The organism is Enterococcus sp. AZ191, from assembly GCF_051713845.1.
In the GTDB taxonomy this organism is placed as follows: Bacteria; Bacillota; Bacilli; order Lactobacillales; family Enterococcaceae; genus Enterococcus_B; species Enterococcus_B durans.
In genome coordinates this window covers 1633922-1654960 of sequence record NZ_JBIOQS010000001.1, presented here as the reverse complement: position 1 = coordinate 1654960, position 21039 = coordinate 1633922, and the positions used below count along the sequence as shown (strand labels likewise).

12 protein-coding genes and 2 pseudogenes are annotated in these 21039 nt (G+C 37.7%); 9 read left to right on the top strand and 5 right to left on the bottom strand.

All coding sequences use genetic code 11. The annotated features are described in order from the left end of the window. Positions 1-221: 221 nt before the first annotated feature. Together IGI47_RS07970 and IGI47_RS07965 are read left to right on the top strand one after the other, a co-directional pair. A complete protein-coding gene (locus IGI47_RS07970; RefSeq protein ID WP_438783879.1) occupies positions 222-2099 on the top strand; it encodes a hypothetical protein in 1878 nt (625 codons plus the stop codon). 154 nt (positions 2100-2253) lie between these two features. Then, positions 2254-3888: a hypothetical protein gene (locus IGI47_RS07965; RefSeq protein WP_438783878.1), complete on the top strand. Its 1635-nt coding sequence runs from the start codon at positions 2254-2256 to the stop codon at positions 3886-3888. Between the two features lie 120 nt (positions 3889-4008). On the opposite strand, the pseudogene IGI47_RS07960 reads toward IGI47_RS07965, so the two are convergent. After that, positions 4009-5531 (bottom strand): annotated as a pseudogene (locus IGI47_RS07960) (AMP-binding protein). A gap of 671 nt (positions 5532-6202) precedes the next feature. Between IGI47_RS07960 and IGI47_RS07955 the strand changes: the two are divergent. Next, positions 6203-6466 (top strand): arsenic metallochaperone ArsD family protein, encoded by a 264-nt coding sequence (locus IGI47_RS07955; protein WP_438783877.1) that lies wholly within the window; start codon positions 6203-6205, stop codon positions 6464-6466. Positions 6467-6579: 113 nt separating this feature from the next. Here the strand turns inward: IGI47_RS07955 and IGI47_RS07950 are convergent, their stop codons facing one another. The 3 genes from IGI47_RS07950 to IGI47_RS07940 all read right to left on the bottom strand — a co-directional run bounded on the left by IGI47_RS07950 (position 6580) and on the right by IGI47_RS07940 (position 9854). Further along, positions 6580-7623: a tyrosine-type recombinase/integrase gene (locus IGI47_RS07950; protein WP_438783876.1), complete on the bottom strand. Its 1044-nt coding sequence runs from the start codon at positions 7621-7623 to the stop codon at positions 6580-6582. Positions 7624-7852: 229 nt separating this feature from the next. After that, complete coding sequence (locus IGI47_RS07945; protein ID WP_311931463.1) at positions 7853-9175, bottom strand: sensor histidine kinase; 1323 nt, start codon at positions 9173-9175, stop codon at positions 7853-7855. A gap of 4 nt (positions 9176-9179) precedes the next feature. Then, complete coding sequence (locus IGI47_RS07940) at positions 9180-9854, bottom strand: response regulator transcription factor (RefSeq protein WP_311931464.1); 675 nt, start codon at positions 9852-9854, stop codon at positions 9180-9182. Between the two features lie 298 nt (positions 9855-10152). On the opposite strand from IGI47_RS07940, the gene IGI47_RS07935 reads away from it, so the two are divergent. From IGI47_RS07935 to IGI47_RS07925, 3 genes are read left to right on the top strand one after another with little or no spacing between them, the layout of a single operon-like run. Next, positions 10153-11226: an ABC transporter permease gene (locus IGI47_RS07935; protein WP_438783875.1), complete on the top strand. Its 1074-nt coding sequence runs from the start codon at positions 10153-10155 to the stop codon at positions 11224-11226. Positions 11227-11230: 4 nt separating this feature from the next. Then, positions 11231-11920, top strand: a complete 690-nt coding sequence (locus IGI47_RS07930) for an ABC transporter ATP-binding protein (RefSeq protein WP_311931467.1) — start codon at positions 11231-11233, stop codon at positions 11918-11920. A 16-nt stretch (positions 11921-11936) separates the two neighbouring features. After that, positions 11937-12533, top strand: coding sequence for a TetR/AcrR family transcriptional regulator (locus IGI47_RS07925; RefSeq protein WP_438783874.1), 597 nt, complete (start codon positions 11937-11939; stop codon positions 12531-12533). A gap of 149 nt (positions 12534-12682) precedes the next feature. Here the strand turns inward: IGI47_RS07925 and IGI47_RS07920 are convergent, their stop codons facing one another. Further along, a complete protein-coding gene (locus tag IGI47_RS07920; protein WP_438783873.1) occupies positions 12683-14110 on the bottom strand; it encodes a helix-turn-helix domain-containing protein in 1428 nt (475 codons plus the stop codon). Positions 14111-14332: 222 nt separating this feature from the next. On the opposite strand from IGI47_RS07920, the gene IGI47_RS07915 reads away from it, so the two are divergent. From IGI47_RS07915 to IGI47_RS07905, 3 genes and pseudogenes are all read left to right on the top strand, one after another. Beyond that, positions 14333-17749 carry a SpaA isopeptide-forming pilin-related protein gene (locus tag IGI47_RS07915; RefSeq protein WP_438783872.1) on the top strand — a complete coding sequence of 1139 codons (3417 nt, stop codon included), beginning with the start codon at positions 14333-14335 and terminating at the stop codon, positions 17747-17749. Next, on the top strand, positions 17746-19167 hold the full coding sequence (locus IGI47_RS07910; protein WP_438783871.1) for a SpaH/EbpB family LPXTG-anchored major pilin: 1422 nt from the start codon (positions 17746-17748) through the stop codon (positions 19165-19167). Before IGI47_RS07915 ends, IGI47_RS07910 begins: the two co-directional genes overlap by 4 nt. Further along, positions 19164-20936 (top strand): annotated as a pseudogene (locus IGI47_RS07905) (SpaA isopeptide-forming pilin-related protein); the annotation flags it as partial. The gene IGI47_RS07910 and the pseudogene IGI47_RS07905, both read left to right, overlap by 4 nt. Positions 20937-21039 lie beyond the last annotated feature (103 nt).

Here is a 21039-nt window from a genome sequence, read left to right as displayed (position 1 = left end):
TGCTTCAATATTAACTATTGAAAGAGGAGAATATTTTTTTCAAAAATAGAAGAAAAAAGATTCAGTTCTATTTCAAATATCAACTATACTTTATGTAACAAAATATGCTGATTCCAAGGGTGAGAAAAAGAATTTAATGAATAAACACACTCACTTTTCGCTGATACAGTATAAAGAATTGTACTCTTAACAAAATAAATAGAAAAGCGAGGGATTTATTTATGGTATTTTATAAAAATCATGAGAAGAACGTAGTATATTACAATGCGATGATCGCTAGTACAAAAAACTATGAATTTTCCAAAAAAAAAATGGAAGAGTTAAAATCACAGGTTACACGAGAAGTCTATCGAAACCTTAAAACTTGGTCGGAAAGAGATAGATTGAAAACTCAACTGGCAGCTATACCAAAAGAGATATATGTCGGACCCGAAAGTAACTTGGAAACTATGCAAGAAGAAATATATGGTGAAAGCGTCTTAGAAAGTCAATTGGAAGCTATGCAAGAAGATAGTGAAACCGAAAGTATCTTGGAGGCTCAACTGGCAGCTATACGAGAAGGAAGCATCTGGGAGACTCAACAGAGAAATAAAAAGTACCTAAAAAATTACTTGAAGACCCTAAAAAAGAAAAATGCAGAGGATAACCAAAGCAAACTAGAGAATATAGACAAACAGCTGGCAGAAATAAAAAAAGTGTATATAGAAAAGAAAAAAATTGAGAAGCAACTTTCAGAATATCCTTTTAAAGAAAAGTATGGGAAAAAATCCACCGAAATCAAGCAGCTCATCTGGGAGAAGCAAGCAAAAGAAGAAAAACTCAGAGAACTCTGTGGAACCAGTCACCCTTTTACTAAAAAAGGAAAGGCACAATTGAACGTTCCATCTAATTTATATCAAGCAAATGAACTAGATAAAGGGGAGGCAGAGCAAAAGGATTTTGTGTTAGTCCCTAAAAAAGGATTATGGGCGAAAAAGCAGAATCATCGCTATAATAAGGAAACGAACATTTACACTAACTATGTGAATGAACGTAAATTTACAAAAATAACAGATGAAGCACTTCAAGGGAATCCATTAGTCATGTGTATCAATAATGAGAATCCTAAACTTATTCCATTTGAAGATGAATATTCGGTAATGGCTCGTTCCTATCAAAATCTTTATGATGAGTGTTTGACTATCGATAAGAAGCTACTGTCAGTTCCAGAGGTGAAATCTAAGATCCAGAGACATATCATCGACTATTTTACTGAAACTATTGATCGATATTCGCCCTATGATGATCCATATGAAATGAGATGGGCGTGGGTTAGAGTACCTATTGGTTATTCTCGCAAAATTCAGCGTGACGAAGATTTAGGTACATGGGAATGTGCTACAGTTTATACTTATGATTATCGACTTAAATTTAACGATAGAAGCTATATTAATGACTTACATCAATTTCTACTAACTGAAAGAACTGGGTATACTGAATTACGAGACTCTACACTTCATTTTCTTAAAAAATATGAACAGCAACTAAAAACAGAAACAAATGAACTTAAACAGCAGTTAACACCAGCAGCCTATTCAAAATTCAAGGAGAATTTCCAAGGATTTAGCGACTTGATTGGTCAAGTAAAAAAACATCCTTATTTAGATCTCAAACCATTCTTGAACGATCTCCTAGAAAAAAACAAAGACGCATTAGTGCCAAAAATAGCACAGATCAACAACTATAGGGACGAGGCAATTAGGCTCTATCGTGAAAAAAAGGAACTTGAAAAAAAACTAAACACTTTTCCTTATAGCAAAAGCTCTAATGAATACAATCTGGTAAAAACTGAAAAGACACAAGTAGAAATGAGACTGAAAGCACTCTGTGGAACAACCAGTCCGTTTACAGACAAAGGAAAACAAATGATGTACTTCCACTCAAAAGAAGAACAGAACAAATCATCTCATGTCCTTTCAGAGCCGAATTTCTCCGCTACTAATATGAAGCTCCTCAAAGATAGGATGGACCAAGCGAAAGAGAAGCGAAAAAACGTTTCTGAGACTAAGGATATAGGCAGAAGAAGGACAGAACCAGAAGCAATTATTATCCATATATGATATGCCTAATAGTTAAAACATGCTATTGCAGTGTAGAAATCTCGGACTAGTCTCGATTAACTGGATGAAAAAGAGAAGAATCATTTCGAAAAACAGAAAAAAGCGCTGAGATCATAATCCTCAACAAATCAAATCGAAAAGGAGGGATTTTTTTATGGCATCTATCCCATATTCTAATGACAGCTTATTGCGGTATACTACACTAAAAGCTATGGAAAGAGAGTATCAAAATTTCAAAGAAAAAACGCAAGAAATAAAACCACAGCTTACACGAAAGGCCTATCGAGAGCTGAAAGCCCGATCATCAACAGAAGAACTGACAGAACTAGTAGAAAAACTTCAAGCAAATTCGGACATTCAACTTGATTCATATATAGCGGGTATAGATAGACAGAATATCTCAAACAAAATAAAACGTATGGATGATGAGTTGAAAAAAATCAGAAAGGTCTATTTGGAGCTGACAGCAATCGAAGCTAAATTCTCAGGTTATCCTTTTAAAGAAAAATACGTAAAAAAATCTGTCGAAGTGAAGGAGATTATCGGAGAAAAACAGAAAAAAGAAGAGGAGCTAAGAGCACTCTGCGGGACCAGTCGCCCATTTACTAAAACCGGACGAACAAAATTGAACTCAACCGCCAAAAAACCTAAAGAAGATCATTCGGTTAGAAATAGTGGTATTGAACCAAAACCGGTGACATTGATACCTAGAAATGACACTTGGGTTCATTGCCAAGACAAACATTATAAAACAGAAATAGACACTTACTCTAGATATATAAAAAACCACAAATTCACAAAAATAACCGATGAAATACTTCAAGAGAATCTATTGGTTGCATGTATCAATAATGAAAATCCTAAACTTGTTCCACTCGAAAAAGACTTTGCTCTGTTGGCTCGTACCTATCAAAGTCTTTATGATGACTGTTTGAACATCGATAAGGAACTACTGTCAGTTCCAGAAGTGCGATCAAAAATCCAGAAACACATCATCAACTATTTTAATGACAATATGAAGCACCATCCAACTTACGATAAAGATTCCACCAGATGGAAGTGGTTCAGGAGACCTAATACTCATCACCAGCTTTATTTTAATGATATGCGCTATATGGATGATCTACTTCGGTTGTTGCTAAACGAAAGAAGAGGATACGCAGAGTTACGAGACTCTACACTCAAGTTTCTTCAAAGGAACGAGCAACAAATAAAATCACAAATAGCTGAACTGAAACAAGAATTGACACCAGCAGCCTATTCAAAATTCAAGGAGAATTTCCAAGGATTTAGCGACTTGATTGGTCAAGTAAAAAAACATCCTTGTATGGGTCTCAAGCCATTCTTGAATGATATCTTAGAAAAAAATAAAGACTCACTAGAACAAAAAATGTGGCAAATCAAGCAATATAAAGGCGAGACAGTCATGCTTTATCGTGAAAAAAAGGAACTCGAATCAGCGTTAAAAATTTTTTCTTATGGTAAGGGGGATGAAGAATACAATAATAAAAAGATACAAGTGGAAAAGAAACTGAAAGAACTTTGTGGCACAACCAGCCCGTTAACGAACAAAGGAAAACAAATGATAGCCTTGCGCTCAGATGAAGAAAATCTACATACCTATAACAATTTAAATTATATCCTTTCAGAATGGAAATCCCCAACTACTGATAGAAGACCCTTAAGAGCCATACTAATGGAGGCAGAACATAGGGATAGAGGGCCGATCGAAAAGCAAGACTCAGGGAAAAAAAGAGTAGAGCCAGAAGAGGATATTACCCATATGTGAGTTTTTTAACCCATATGTGAGTTTTTTAATAGTTACAAGCTATATGTACCAACAAGAAAAGAAGTTATACCTAGAAGCGGATCACTTCTAGCATAACTTCTTTTTTGATCTTTGTTTCTTTTATTGTGCCTTCAAGTCTTTTTCGATTTGCAACCGTTGGACTTTCATTGTCGCTGTCCGAGGAATTTCGTCATAGTCCATGATGATTGGTTTATTTAAACGTGGCAACTCATGTACTTGATTCCACCAACGATCCCAATCCATTGTTTGTTTTGGTGCTAAAGCGATGATAGGTTGTGGTGCATTTTCTTTATCCCGTACGATCACAACTTCTGCTAGAAAGTCTAGGGAATCAAGTAAAAAATCTTCAATGGCTAGATTACTATTGATCGTATCGATCAAATCAACTTGCCGATCTTTTAAGTACAAATGGCCATTTTCATCCATACTGCCATAATCTCCGCTATCCCACCAAGCACCATAAACATTTTCTTGGAAACGTTGGTCTTCTTTATAATAGGTCAACGCTCGGCCTTTAGATAAAAACTGGATATGTCCGTCCGTATTTACAGGGACAACTTCGCCATTTTCATCTGTGATACGCGCTTTTGTCAACTCTCCTAATCCCACACCCATATCTCTTGCGTTACTTATCTGTAAGCTTTCAAGTGTGTGCGCTTTAAGGATCATCGGTCCACATTCGCTTTGGCCATAGACTTGTAAAAATAGAGCATCCTTCGTATCGGAAGTATTCAGGAATGTTTCCATCGTTTGATTATTGATTGCATCAAAAGTAGAATGGTAGTATCTTATACCAGCAAATGCTTCAGGATGTTCTTTTGCGGTAAAACTCCATTGAACAAAATTGTTTGGATGCGTTTCTAAAGCAATCGGCGGATATTTTTGTAACATCGATACCACATGTTCATCTTGAGGATTCGCCAAAGGCATCATTGGGAAGCCCATAGCCATCAAAGAAGAAATCCCGATATTGAAACGAGAATGAACAGGGGAGATGTGAAAAGCCACTAATTTCTTTTCTGCAATTTTAGTGAAGACTGTTTTTTGCCATGTTGTCCGCCAGCCCATTGAATTAGCCGAATGGCAGATCAATTTAGGAATACCCGTGGTTCCTGAAGTATGGGTCATGTAAGAAATCTCGTCATCAGATAATTGTTTTTGTTCTACTGGTTCAGCAGTTTGTTCCAGTAATTGAGTAACAGAGATTTGTTTTGCTTTTGTTCCATTAGTGATACCCGCGACACGTCCGGCTGTTTCTTCATCGAACAAGATAAAAGGATCTTCTAAACGATCAACAAAGACTTCCATCGTCGCCGTTGGTAAATGGTACGAAGTCATTACAGGTATCGCGCCTAAATAAGCAGAAGCAACAGCAAGTAAATAAGTGTCGAAAGCAGAACTTTTATAGATCATGATCTTATCCCCAAGGCTAACACCAAGAGAAGCCAATTGATATGCACGAGTCAATACGCGAGCACAAGTGTCGTTGTAAGTGCTTTTAAAACCAAGTTCGGGAAAAGCGGAAAGGGCTGATCAAAGATGATTGCAGCATCTGGTGTTTGATTTGCTGCGTCTTGAAAATTTAAAAAAAGATTTAGTGGTGAATAAGCAACAGTTTCCATAGGTCACACTCCATTTTTCTTTAGTATACAAGATGAAAAGCAAATTCATTATGTGAAAATAATCACTTACTTTCCAAATACAGCTATAATCTTAGCATAAATACCAAACAAAAAATAGATAACTTTGTGAATTTTTTGTCAGATGTTTGATACTTTACATGTACTCTGATAAATTTTCAGAGCGTGCAAACTTAAAATGTTCAAGATGTTTATTGCAATTGACAAGATTGCAAGAGTATCTTAGGCGGGTGTTAAGAGAGGGAGGATTAAAATATATGTAGCAAAATACACGCCTAAGAAGGATCAAAAACTGAACTAAAAATAACGTTTGTTTTTTAGATAATAGTATACATTCTTAGAATAAGATATATAGTGAATTTGAAAGGGCACTTTCTTTAAAAAAAGTAAGGAGGAAAAAGCGATGAAAAAATTTTTAGTATATTTTTTATTTTGGTAGTTTCTCTTATTGGCATTGGGATTTCCAGAAATATGGTTAAAGCTAGCGCAGCTATCGAATAATCAGGTGAGGTATCAAAGACTAATTAACAGGTGGAGGAATGTACTTCAACTGGAAAGAGACAATATTACAGTGTGAAATTAGCTATGCAAGTCTATGACATATTTTGTGTAGTATCAGTTTATTGTACGGCAGGAGGATAGACAATAGAAAAATGATCATTTCTTACTATACTTTAAATAGAAACAATGATGAAAATCTTTTTGTTTTTCAATTATTACACGAGGATACGATGTTAAAGGAATTTTATAATCGGACAAAAAGTAAACAGATAGAAACGTATCTATATTTTTTAAATGACTCTATCTTGCCTTTTATGAGTAATCCTAAAATTCTTTATTTGTTGCAAACAAAAAATCTGAAAAGTTTACCGATTGTGGTCATTGATGATGAAATTGTAAAACTGGAGCTTATTTGACCATTGAAGAATTAGAAAAAATCACTGATATCGGGATAAGTGTTCAGAAAGGATAACGATCAAAAATTCGTCACTCCCATGAGTAGTTGACGAATTTTTGATCGAACATGTCTCTATATCATTAGGGAATGATTGTTCCTCCGTGTTTCTTTCGTAAATTCTCTATACGAAAACTCCTGCATTTTTTTACTGATTTCCTCAAAGGAATGAGGATTAAGGTAACGATTTCCATATAAATAATTGACGGTATCTAAATCATCCAAATAAAGATCAACGTAATAGCCAAAGGTTTTTCTGCATAACTCAGGCGATAGATTGTTCGTTATTGTAACTTTACTTAAGATTTGTCGTATCGTTCGTGGAGAGATCTGCTGATCATGAGAGGAACGAAAGACAAATGATTCGGCTGTTGTATCTTTTTCAGTAAGTTCAAGATAATGGGTGAGGTAAGGTAGGGCTTCATTTGGAATAACTGCTTTGTCTAGCCGATTTACCTTTCGATCGATGTAGATCATTTGTTTACTTAATTCGATATTTTTTCTTTTTAATTCGACAATTTCGTGGATTTTTAGTCCACAATAAAAGAGAACAGCTAAAATTGCTAGATTCCTTGGACGATTTTTTTCTTCAAAACTCGCTTCTCTTGTTGTTTTAAACCCCTTTTTAGGAATAAATAGCGTATCAAAGTTCTCAAGTAATGAAGCATCCACATATCGTGGTGTGGCCGGTGTCGTTTCAGGCAAGGTTTCACCCAAAAGTGAGATCTCTTTTTTTAATCGACCCGTTTGGTAAAGATAACGAAGAAAATGATTCAAAGAATATTGTTTTCTGGATAATCCATAATAACCGTTTTTGAATTGCTGATTCGTTTCTTGTTCAGCGGTTGTCTGGAAAGAACGAGTATGGCGATAGACTTTCTGTAAGAAATTCAAATAGTCCCTTTTTTCTAAATGAATGATCAGCTGATCGGTCACATCTTCTGCATAGGTATCTCTTAAGTAATCTGAAAATAAATGGAAGTCTTTTGCATATTCATAACGGCTGCTCAATGACAACGTCTTTTGATTTTCCTTTAAAAATTCCTGGAAGATAGGAGGCAGCTGCATCGTACGTTTTTTTAGCTTTTCTTGAATATTTTTTCTTGTTTTCTGATCCATGAAAACACCTCCGTTTCTTTAGTAATATTGTACCTTATTTTTTTACTTTTTTCCCCAGTTATAAAAGACTTATGCCATTTGTAAGCTTATTAGCTTAAATCTCAATTCCGCCAAAAAATAGATAAAAGGTCAGGTTTTTCGGAAGTTTCAAAAAAAAAAACGAGCATGGGACAAAAGTAAGAAACACTTTTGTCTCGACCTCGTTGGCTCTGTACGAATAGAAATCGGGTTATTTGATGGGAAGCTGAACTTTAAAATCGACTCCACGTGGTTGATGATCTGCAACTGTCAGTTCACCTTGGTGTTGTTCAACGATCTGTTTAGCAATAGCAAGGCCTAGTCCGTATCCACCAGTTCCTTTAGACCGCGAGTGATCTTCTCGGTAGAAACGTTCAAAGATCCGTTGTTTCTCTTGATTGCTGATAGAAGGACCAGTATTGATTACATGGATCGTCCAGTCTTTGTGTGTCGTACTGGAAGTAAGGATGATCTGATCGCCAGCTTGCGTATATTTTAGCGCATTGTCCAAAAGGATCACTAGTACCTGATGGATCTTTTTAGCATCCACTTGCACGTTCGCATTTTTACCTAACTCACAGGTGAAACTTTTTTCATCGATTTTTGCCATTTCTGCAAATGGTTTGACTAGTTCGGTTAAAAATGTTGTAGACTGGATCATCGTTTTGTCAATCGTTCGTTCATCTGAGTCATTTCGTGCAATCGTCAATAGATCAGAGGTTAGTCCTGTAAGTCGCCGTGTTTCAGCAAGTGCTTGTGCAATACTTTCCGATTCATCTAGGATCGTGTGATCCGGCTTCGTAAAAAGATGTTCTAAACTATTTTGAATGATCGTCAAAGGTGTTCTTAATTCATGGGAAGCATTTTCTACGAATTCTTTTTGACGGCGCCACGATGCCAAGATAGGACGCATGCTTAAATTTGATAAGTAATAACTGATAGCTATCGAGATCAGCCAAAAAAACACCATACAAGCAATCATGATCGTTCGAAAATTAGCGAGTGAATTCTTGATCTGATTCGTATTGGAGAGCACTTGGATATAGGATACTTCTCCTTGATCTGAACTCGCTTTTTGGGTCACTGAACGAAAAGATAACGGTGCTTCCGAACCTTCTGATTTTAGTTCGATGGAATGGATCGTACCGAGATTTTTCGTGTCAAGCTTCAATTCTTCCAGCTGGTTGAATCGGCCCCCTATAGCATCTTTATTTAGGATGTCACCAGAAGCAGACCAGAGAACGATCTGTGTGTTGAAACGATCCCCTATAGGTCCTAATTGCTGCGACGAATTTTCCTGTCCAGGAGGGGAGACATTCAAAAAAGGATTGCCTTGTTGATAACGGGCAATTTCAAGCTGGACCATTCGAGAGTCGGGCTCTATTTTTTCCAGTGAAAGATCCGTTTCTCTATAGGCGGATTGGTTCAAGACTTGGAGCGTGATCAAACCTATTAAAAAGAAAATCAGGGCAAAAGCTGTGACGTTGGCTAAAAAAAAGCGCCTACGCTGTTTTCGAGAGATACTCCCGTTCATCAAATCACTCTCCTTGCATGATATAACCGACATTCCGTAATGTTCTGATTTCTTTGTCGAGTCCTGTCTGACGCAGATGTTTACGTAAATTACTCATATAAACCTCGACGACAGTGATCGTCGTATCCGAATCAAATCCCCAGATTCGGTCAAAGATCTGTTCTTTGGTAAGAATGATCCGCTGGTTTTGTAAAAAGTAAACAAGTAGTTCAAATTCTTTTCCTTGGATTGGCAAAACCGTTTCAGCAAAAGTGACAGTTTTCTTGTGTAGATCACAAATCATTCCTTTGTATTCGAACGTATTTTCGTCGAAGAGTCCTAACGACCGTTTTAGTAGAGCTTTGGTCCGCATGAGCAACTCTTCACGGTAAAAAGGTTTAGTCAAATAATCGTCTGCGCCGCGTTCAAAGCCTTGGATTTTATCGTCTAAGCCATCTTTAGCAGTCAAAATCAAAACTGGGGTCTGTATTTTTGCCTTTCTGGCAAGTGCTAATACTTCATAACCATCCATTTCAGGCATCATCAAATCAAGAATAGCTAGATCATAAACGCCACTTTCTAATTCATAAAGTCCCTCACTACCATCATATACTTGTGTGATATCGCCAATGCTTGAAAGAATTTCTTTGATGTTGTCAGATAATACACGATCATCTTCCACTATTAATAATTTTATCATTCGTTCACCTCATTATAGTTGGTCTTCTCAAGTTTATCATGGATACCATAAAAAAAACTTAAAGCCCGTTATTTTTATAAACATTCGAGAAAATACCTTCTATTCGTTCTGATCTTACTCTATTTGACTAAGAGGAGGAAATCAAAAAATGTGGAAGAAAGGTTTCAAAAAAAGAGAAAAAATAAAAAATTTACCTTTTTCAGAATATATCAAGTGACAAAATGTCACTCGAGGGATATACTTTCATCTGTAGTGACAATTTGTCACTTGGAAGAAATTGGTTAGAGGAGGAAGAAAGATGTTTTTAGCAATGAAAGAAATGCGGTATGCGAAATTACGCTATGGTCTGATCATCGGCATTATGTTTTTGATCGCGTACGTCGTTTTCATGCTGTCAGGACTGGCGAGTGGACTTGCCGAAGAATTCAAAAAAGCCATCGATGATTGGGGAGCCGAAGAAATCGTCTTATCAGAAGATGCCAATCAAGTATTTGCCGCTTCACAATTGACCAGAGGAGATCTTGAACACGTCGATGCAAAAGAAAAAGCACCGATTGGCTTATATAGTGGGGCAGTGAAAGGGAAAAACAAAGAAAATGTCGCTGTTTTCGGAACGACAAATGATGCATTTTTACTTCCCAAAATAACAAAAGGCCAGATGTTTACCAAAGAAAATGAAATCATTATTTCTCAAAATCTGGCGGGAGATACGTATAAGGTTGGAGATAAGTTGAAGATTGGCAGTTATGATCAGGAATTAACGATCGTTGGGATCTTCCCAGAAATGTACTATACTGTTTCTCCAGTAATTTATACAAATTTAGCCACTTGGACCCACCTGAAATTTGGTGATCAGCCATTTGCTTCTGAAAGTCAGGCACCAATTAATGCCATCGTGACAAAAGAAAAGGTCACGCTCAATCAGGATGCTACGTCTAAAACGCTCCAAAAATTAGCGATCCCAGAATTTATTGACAGTTTACCTGGGTACTCTGCACAGAATATGACACTTAACGCAATGGTTTATTTCCTATTTTTAGTCGTTGCGGCAGTTGTAGGGATCTTTATGTACGTGATCACTTTACAAAAGACAGCAATTTTTGGTGTGATGAAGGCACAAGGTATCCGCAATGCTTTTATTGCAAAATCATTGATCGCTCAATCATTTATTGTAGGGGTCGTCGGTGTGGTCTTAGCAGTAGCATTTGCTTATCTTACTAGTTTGATCTTGCCAAGTGCGATGCCATTTGCGATCTTCTGGAATCAATGGCTACTATATAGTGGCGTTTTGATCGTAGTTGCTATGCTCGGCGGCGTATTTTCCGTTCGGACCATTGCAAAAGTTGATCCAATCACGGCAATAGGAGGATAAGAAAATGAAAGATATTTTAACGATGAAAAATATTGTCAAAAAATTTGGTAAAGGACACACGGAAGTAACCGCTTTGAAAGACATCAACTTTACAGTGAAGCAAGGAGAATTTGTCAGCATCATCGGACCTTCTGGATCAGGGAAAAGTACCTTCTTGACGATTTCGGGTGGATTGCAGAATCCAACATCAGGAGAGATCACGATTAACGGACAATCGTTTTTGAATCTATCAGAGAAGAAACGGGCGGATCTCCGTTTTAAAGAAATTGGGTTCATCCTTCAAAGTTCCAATCTGATTCCCTTTTTAAAAGTCAAAGAACAGTTTTATCTAGTAGATAAGGTCAGCCATCATAAGAAAGCAGAAACAACGATCGATGAGTTGCTGAAATCGCTAGATATCTATGAATTGAAAGACAGCTATCCAAAAGACTTATCTGGTGGAGAAAGACAACGTGTAGCAATTGCTAGGGCACTGTTCAATGATCCTAGCCTGATCTTAGCAGATGAACCAACTGCAAGCCTTGATACTGACCATGCATATGAAGTGGTGAAATTATTGGTGAAAGAAGCGCATGAAAAACAAAAGGCCACTGTTATGGTCACACATGATGCGCGAATGATCAAATGGAGCGACCGTGTGTATCGCATGAAAGATGGCTACTTGGTGGAAGAAGACATGGCAGACATAAAATAATGAAAGGAGTTAGCTGATGCCTAAAGAAACCTTTCTAAACTTGGCTGAAGAAAAGCAACAAGCGATTATCAACGTCTTACTAAAGAACTTTTCAGAACAGCATATCAGTCAAGTCAAAGTATCTGCTATCGTTTCAGGGATAGGAATGTCTAGAGGGGCATTCTATAAGTATTTCGAAGATCTAGAAGATGCCTATCGTTTTACTATCTCCTATTTTTCTGCACAGATCCACCGAGATATTCTACAGTATATCGAGAAAGATAGCCAAGATTTTTTTCTTGGGATCGAAAATTATCTTGGGTGGTGTGCAACATTGAAGCCTGGGAGCAATTACTGGCGAACAATCAAATTATTGACCGAAAGCACCGATTTAAATAACCACCGAAGAAGGGATATCCCAGATGATTCATCCATGTTGAAGGAATGGTACAGCTTATTGGCAGCCAATCACTTTGCAATTGACTCCAAAGATGAGGCCTTGAGTTTTCTTTACTTCACGATGGACCTAACAATGGATACGCTAACTGATTTTATCGCCAATCGGTGGAGCAAAGACCAACTGATCCAAGAATTCCGTTTCAAAAGAAAGTGGTTAGAAGCAGGAATGAAATAACTTAATCTAATAAAAGTAAGACGGAAGATTCTGAAAACAGTTTGCATTGTTCTCAAAATCTTCCGCCTTTTTGTGAAAAATAATTTGTTTATTGCTACTAATGTTCTGCGTTAGTAAATAATCTGAAGATTGAAAAATATGAAAGAATGTCATAAACCAAATAGATTGATCAAATCATCTTCATCACTGAATGAAATACTATCATCAATCAATAAACTTAGTACTTCTGTATTGGTAATGGGCTGGTTCGACACGACTAGATCATAGTTTGTCAGATCAAATGACGTTAATTGTTCATCTGTGATCGCATCTGTGATCGAGCGCACGCGATGTACAGCCAAGACATCGCTAACGTAAGACTCAACATAACGACTATGTTGGATGCCTAAGTCACTAACAACCAATATCCGCTTCGTGACTAATGACTGATTCGCATCTGGATTAATGACTAACATCCAAAAAACATAACTCGATAAATAATTCAAGAAATCGGTATCCAACAAGGTAGAAAAAAACTGTAATTCCGCCCGTAAGCGTGCATAAAGTGGCATGTGTCTAACTCGTATTTGTTCCGCAAAAAAAGTGGCACGATACGTCAGATGTGTCGTGTCAAAAGGAAACAGACGAGAACAAAAATAAATGTTAGTCAATAAGTGAACGATGAAATCCAGATTGTCTGAATCCCACTCGGCCATTTTTGAAAATACACAAATTTGTAAATTTCTCTGTATTTTATCTCTGATATCTTTTTGCTCTGAAAAAGAGAACTGTTGAAAAATAGAACGAGTAAAATAATCTATAACTTTTTCATAACCATCATAATTCAGATTAGTTAATTCTTTTTTTAAAAGTAGATAGTCCTTATTCTTCAATTCATGCATGTTTCGTAAATCCTTAGATGGCACATCATCCAAGTAAAATCCTTGTGTTTCCCGCATTAGATACACCATGAAATACATAATATAAAAAGATTGCTCATACGTACTCCCTTGACCACATAAGCTTATTTGGCAGTGGTTTCTTTCCATGATGTCTTTGACCACCGCTTTATCGATCGTATAGGGAAGTTCATGACGTCCATAAAAATTCAAAAAGAAAAAGGTAACAAATATTCTCAATTGGATCTCGCTTTTTTGACTGGTTAATTGAAAACCTTGATCAACAATGATTTTCAATAAATAAGACTCTAAGATCTCATTACAGCGTTTTAGCTTGCGCGTAAACGAAGAGCGACTGATTGAGAGGGTCTCGCAATAGTATTCGATCGTTTGGCCAGGATTCATGATGATCTCATGTAGCAACTGGCTGTTCGTAGAGCTTTGTGCCATATCCATCAAAACATCTAGGTAAATTGCTGCATTAAAATGTTCGATTCGATAGCCTAATTTCCTTGATGTTTCGATCGTCACTTTCGTTCCCCAACGAATTTTGATCTCTTCGATATATCGAATAAATGTTGACTCAGAGCTTCCAATTTCTTTTGCAAGTTCTTTTTTTGTCATCCACTGGTCAGAAATGGACAACACTCGGATGATTTGCTCCATTTTTCTATAGTTTTCTTCCAACAACCTGATCATAAGTTTTCTTCCTCAACCCTTTTATATAATCAAACTCCCATCGAATAGAGGAAGCAATTCCACAAATGAAACTACCCAGTCTGAAAATTGGTGTGATTATCTTTTGAACCATTCGTATAATAACTATCAGATTATAATAAATAAAAAATAAGAGCAATTATTTATCTTAATCTCATCGTTTTTACATTGGAATAGATGAAAAATTAAATTAGGAGGGGAAAAATGATTACTTTAAAAAAGAGGTTAGGGATAATTTGTGTGCTATTTTCACTAGTTTTCTCTTATTTTATTCCTGTTGCTGCGATGGCTGAAGTATCAACTGTCTTTAATATAGCATCAGCTAAAATCACAGCTGAAAATGAAAACAGCCATTATTTAAATTTGGAAATAAATGTAAATAATGAGACGGCGGAAAAACAAGAAAAAACAATTGGTCTAGCAACGAACTATTTATCTCTCACAGATCCTACGAAAGAAGAGGGCTATTCGTATCATGTAGATAGTCAAGGAATCACGTTGCAAATAGAGCCGCATATTCGTCAGTCTATTCATTTATCCTTAAAAATCGACAAAAAATCATATACAAATAAAGAAAATGAACTCTTGGTAGATAGCCAAAAAATACCAATTACACCGTTAACACAAGGAGAACAGGCAACGCAGACAACAACTAGTGATGCCAATTCCGCACCTAGTTCTTCTAAAGAATCTGCCACAACAGAAACGACCGCAACAGATTCACAGGAAACGAATCACTCTCCAGCCGTCAAACCTTTCAGTTTGCCAACTCTGGCCGCAAATGGCACACCCCTAAGAGCAAATCAAACTATCCACGCAGATTATACAACAGACGATCAAGGCACTTATCCAACAGCTAGTTGGCAGCCAGCGGGCAACACTGATGTTTTGAATCATCAAGGAAACAGAAATGCCAGTGACCAATGGGATGGTGTGAAAACATGGGATGGCGACCCGATAAATAAAACCAATTCATACATTGAATATGGTGGAACAGGTAACGAAGCAGATTATGCTGTTCGTAAATTTGCAGAAGAAACAACTACTCCAGGGCTCTTTGATGTTTACTTGAACGTCCGAGGGAATGTCCAAAAAGAAACATCACCTTTAGATATCGCCTTAGTCGTTGACTGGTCAGGCAGTATGAATAACAACAATCGGATCGGTGAAGTCCGTGATGGCGTCAATCGTTTCGTAGACACATTAAGCAATAGCGGCATCACAGATAAAATCAGTATGGGCTATATCGGCTATTCAAGCGATGGCTACAATAATGGTTCTGTTCCAATGGGGCCATTTGATTCAGTAAAAGACCAAGTGAAATCTGTGACACCTTCCAGTACTAGTGGAGGAACATTTACACAAAAAGCATTGCGAGATGCCGGGACCATGCTGTCTACTCCGAACGGTCATAAAAAGGTCATTGTTTTGCTGACCGATGGTGTACCAACTTTTTCATATAAAAATCAAAAAGTATTTACAGAATCAGACGGTAGCTATTATGGGACAGAATTTTCAAATAATGAGGAAGGTTCTGGGAGCACCTCTAGAATTTCTCCCACCTATAACGTCGATGACCAAAACGGCAATCGAAAAACGATCAATAGTACATTCATCGCCACGATCGGTGAAGCAATGGCACTGAAACAACGCGGCATTGAGATCCATGGCTTAGGTATCCAGTTGCAAAGCGACACTCAAGCGAACCTTTCCAAAGCACAAGTAGAAGCCAAAATGAGACAAATGGTCTCAAGTGACCAAAATGGCACACTTTATTATGAATCCGCAGATCATGCATCAGATATTTCTGATTATTTAGCTAAAAAAGCGGTCCAAATATCCGGCACAGTCGTTAATGGTGCAGTGACAGATCCAATTGCTCAACCATTTGTGTATCAACCCAATACGTTAAGCGTAAAAAGTGTAGGAAGTAAACAACTGACAGTGACGCCATCGATCCAAATGGATGGCACGACGATCAAAAGCAATCAAATCTATTTAGGTAAAGACCAAGAGATCCAAATCCATTACCAAGTGCGTATCCAAACAGAAAGTAAAAACTTCAAGCCGGATTATTGGTATCAGATCAATGGCACCACAACGTTCCAACCATTATCTGATTCAAGTGAGATAGCAGAATTTGGTATTCCTTCAGCGAAAGCACCTGGCGTCAAACTAAACTTTACGAAACAATGGGAAGAATTCGACCATGATAAAAGTAGTCGACCAGATCATGTAACGTATGAAGTGAAACGAACCCAAACGGTTGATCCAAACAGTTGGCAAACAGCCTTTGTCCAATTGAATAAACCAGCTAGTGACACGGGAGATACATGGACACGAAGTGATGTCACCCAACTTTCTGAAACAAGTGGGGCTGGCTATCAAGAAAACATCTTCTTACCAAAATATAACAATCAAGGGAAAGATTTTACTTACCAAGCTATCACAGAACTTGATGTACCTGGTTATACCTCAGATATGCTGAACAATACGACTTGGAAAAACATCAAACAGTTTACACCATTGAACTTGAAAATAATCAAACAATCTTCTTCAGGTGAACAACCTCTAGAAGGGGCTGTTTTCCAATTAAAGGGTGGGACACTTGATGTAACACTGAAAGATAACCATGATGGCACTTATTCTTTACCAGACAATGCACGGTTAGACAAAGGGGAAACCTATACTTTGACCGAAGTAAAAGCCCCTAAGGGGCATGAGTTGTCACAAAAACAGACTTGGATGATCAAGGTATCGGATGAAGGGAAAGTAACCATTGATGATAAAGACACGTCGATCAAAGACGATACGATCACATTGACGGTCACGAACCAGTTCAAAAAGATCCCGATAGGCATTCGCAAGTATACGACCCAAGAAGGAAAACAAGTCAATCTAGCAAAGACAACTTTTGATTTACAGAAAAAAACAAGCACAGGAAACTACCAGACAATAGCCACAAAAGAGACAGATACTGCCGGGTTGGCCTTATTCAGCGTTAGTGATCCTGGAGAATATCGAATGGTAGAAACCAAAGGACCAGATGGTTATGATACGATCCCTGGTAACTATGTGTTTACGATCGATGAATATGGAGAGATCCACTATGACGGAAGCAATGTCGAAACAAAAGAACAATGGACACTAACACATGAAAATCACTTAAAACCGTTTGACTTGACCGTTTACAAAAAAGAAGACAATGGAAAAGCCTTGTCTGGAGCAAAATTCCGTTTACAAGGAAATGGTGTGGATAGCGAATTGCCAAAAGAGGGGCAGAAAACAGACACCTTCTTATTTGAAAATCTACAGCCAGGTACGTATACCTTGACAGAAACATACACACCAGAAGGCTATCAAGGACTGAAACAGAGTGTGACAGTGGTGATCAAGGAAAATGGTACAGTCACGATCGATGGTACCGCAGTGGAGGATGTCTTGGTTGATGGTGATGACAATAATCAAATCAGCTTGGATGTCACGAACAAAGCGAAAGTGCCATTACCTGAGACAGGAGGCTCCGGCCGCTTTGGCATCTATCTAGTGGGGCTTGTTGCTCTTATTATTTCAGGTGTTTATCTCTTCATGAGAAATCACGGAAAGGGCGTGATGAAATGAAAAAACTAAAATGGTTCGTACTTTGTTTGATTCCATTCTGTCTCTTTAGTTTCCCAAAGGAGAACCAGGCACAGAGTAAAACACGCACTGTTCAATTCACTCTGCATAAATTACTTTTTGAAAATGGAAAATTACCAGAGACTCAACTAAACACCGGACAGGAGCAAACTTTTTTACAGAACTATCGAGGATTGAATGATGTGACCTTCGCCGCTTATGACGTGACTGATACGTTCTATCAACTGAGAAGAGATGGAATGAGCGTGGGAGACGCGCAACAAAAAATTGCTATCCAAGGTGCTAGTGCAGGTAACCGAATAGCAGAACAAGTGACCCAGACAGCGGAAAATGAAGATGGTATTGCTAATTTCCAACTACCAATCAAAGACAACCAAGGGCGTGACAGTGTCTATCTCTTTGAAGAAGTGAAAGCACCAGAAATAGTCAAAGAAAAAGCAGCCAACCTTGTTGTTGCTCTGCCAATCAATGATGCAGACAACCAAGAATTAGCAACCATTCATTTATACCCTAAAAATGAAGAAAATACCTATCCAGCACCACCTTTTGAAAAAAAGATTGAAGAAGGAAAACGTGATTTTGCGATAGGTGACAAGATCAATTATTCATTGAATACGACTATACCAGTGAATCTTCTCGATTACAACAGATTCAAAATCAGTGACCAAGGAGATGCGGCATTGACACTTCTACCTGAAACAATCGCACTCTCTATCAACGGCCAGAAAATGACAGAAGGCTATCGCTTACACACAGAATCAAATGGATTCACGGTCGATTTTGATCTTACATTCTTACAGAAATATGTTGGAAAAGCACTCAAACTCACGTACCAGATGTGTTTGAATGATAAAGCAATTCCAGATGAATCAATCAATAATGAAGGAAAATTAGACATTGGTTCTTCCTCATACATTGACAAAGCTGTTGTCTACACAGGCGGTAAGCATTTCATCAAAGTAGCCAATGAAAATCAAACAGGTTTAGCTGGTGCCACTTTTATCGTAAAAAACAGTGAGGGAAACTATCTGTCTCGCAATAGTAAACATACCACATGGACAACGAAACGTGAGGAAGCTACTACGGTCACTTCTGATACAGACGGGGAATTTTCGATCGTTGGATTTGCTTATGGAAACTATCAGTTAGAAGAGGTCCAATCACCAGTTGGGTATATCTTAAATAAATCACCGATTCCTTTCGAGGTAACCAAATACAGCTACCAGCAGTCTGGAAAAGAAACAGCCCCTTTAAAAGTTATAAATAAAAAAGAAAAGGGAACAGGATTCTTGCCTAAAACAAATGAACAACGAAGAACACTGTGGTTTGTCGTAGGGCTTGGTATGATTTTATTCGTTGTAAGCATGCAGATCAAAAGAAAAATAGGAGTGAAAAAATGAAAAAGAGAATTGTAATAAGTGCATTATTGTTGATCGTTCCGATCCTAGCAAGTTGGTTTAGCGGAGCAGATGTTTATGCTGTTGACACCTCAGCACAAGTCATCATCCATAAGAAAAAAATGACCGATCTACCAGATCCGCTGATCCAAAACACAGGGAAAGAAATGAGCGAGTTTGATCATTATCAAGGATTGGGTGATGTGACATTTTCAGTTTATGATGTCACAACAGAGTTTTACGATCACCGCAACAACGGAGAATCAGTAGATGACGCGAAACAAGCGGTGCAGTCATTGACGCCTGGTAATCCAATTGCGACAGGTGTAACTGATGCAACAGGAAATCTTACTTTGTCTTTACCAAAAACACAAAACGGAAAAGATGCCGTATACGTCATCAAAGAACAGCCAAAAGCTGGGATCATCCGAGCAACAAACATGGTGATTGCTTTCCCAGTTTATGAAATGATTAAACAATCAGACGGTTCTTATAAATATGGGACAGAAGAATTGAACACAGTGCATGTCTATCCTAAAAATACAGTAACTAGTGACGGTACGTTAGTTGTCAAAAAAATCGGTACAGCTGAAAATGAAGCATTGAACGGCGCAGAATTCATCATTTCTAAAACAGAAGGGGCCGTAGTGAAATATATCGAAGGCGTAAAAGACGGCCTTTACACTTGGACTACAGATAAGAATGCCGCAAAACATTTTGTGACTGGAAACGCCTATGATATCGGTAGTACAGACTTCACTGAAGTGGCAACAGATAAAGGGAAATTGACAGTAGATAGCCTAGAGGTAGGTTCTTACATTTTGGAAGAAGTCAAAGCACCAGATAACGCAGCGTTGATCGACAATCAAACAAAAACGCCATTTGAGATTATCGAAGAAAGTCAAACACCTGTTGAAAAAACCATAAAAAATGATACGTCACACGTCGAAAAAACAACGCCTCAACTAGATGGAAAGGATGTTGCTATCGGAGAAGATATCCAATATGAAATCTCTGTCAATATTCCACAAGGGATTGCCGATAAAGAAGGAACAGCAAATAAATATACAAAATTCAATTTAGTCGATACCCATGATGCTGCTTTGACCTTTAGCAACACACCAACTGGTAAGACTGGATACGTCTTATATGATGGCAGCACGATCATCGATCAATCACACTATACTGTAACAGAACAAGGAAACGGCTTTACCGTCGCGGTGGACCAAGCTTATATTCTATCTTTGACACCAGGAGCTACATTGAAATTCACTTATTTCATGCATTTGAATGAACAAGCTGATCCAACAAAAGGATTTACCAATGAAGCAAATGTCGACAATGGACACACTGAAGATAAAACACCACCAGAAGTGGATGTCGTAACTGGCGGAAAACGGTTTGTTAAAATCGATGGAGATGTTTCTGCTGATGAACCTTTAGCTGATGCAGAATTCGTTGTAAGAGATCAAGATTCAGATACTGCAAACTATTTAGTGATTGACCCTCAAACAAAAGCAGTCAGCTGGACAACGGCAAGAGATCAAGCAACAATTTTCACTACGAAAAAAGATGGTTTGATCGATGTTACTGGTTTGAAATACGGAACGTATTATCTTGAAGAAATAAAAGCACCTGAAAATTACGTACCATTAACGAACCGCATCTCATTTGATGTAAACGACTCATCTTACCAGACAACTGGAGAACTGGTTTCACCAGAAAAAGTGCCTAATAAACACAAGGGAATACTTCCTTCAACTGGTGGCAAAACTGATTTTTAGATTTGTCCTAGACTCCACTAAATAAGCCAGAAATCAAGAAATTTGTTTTTTCAAATTTTTGAGATTTCTGGCTTATTTACGAAATGAATAC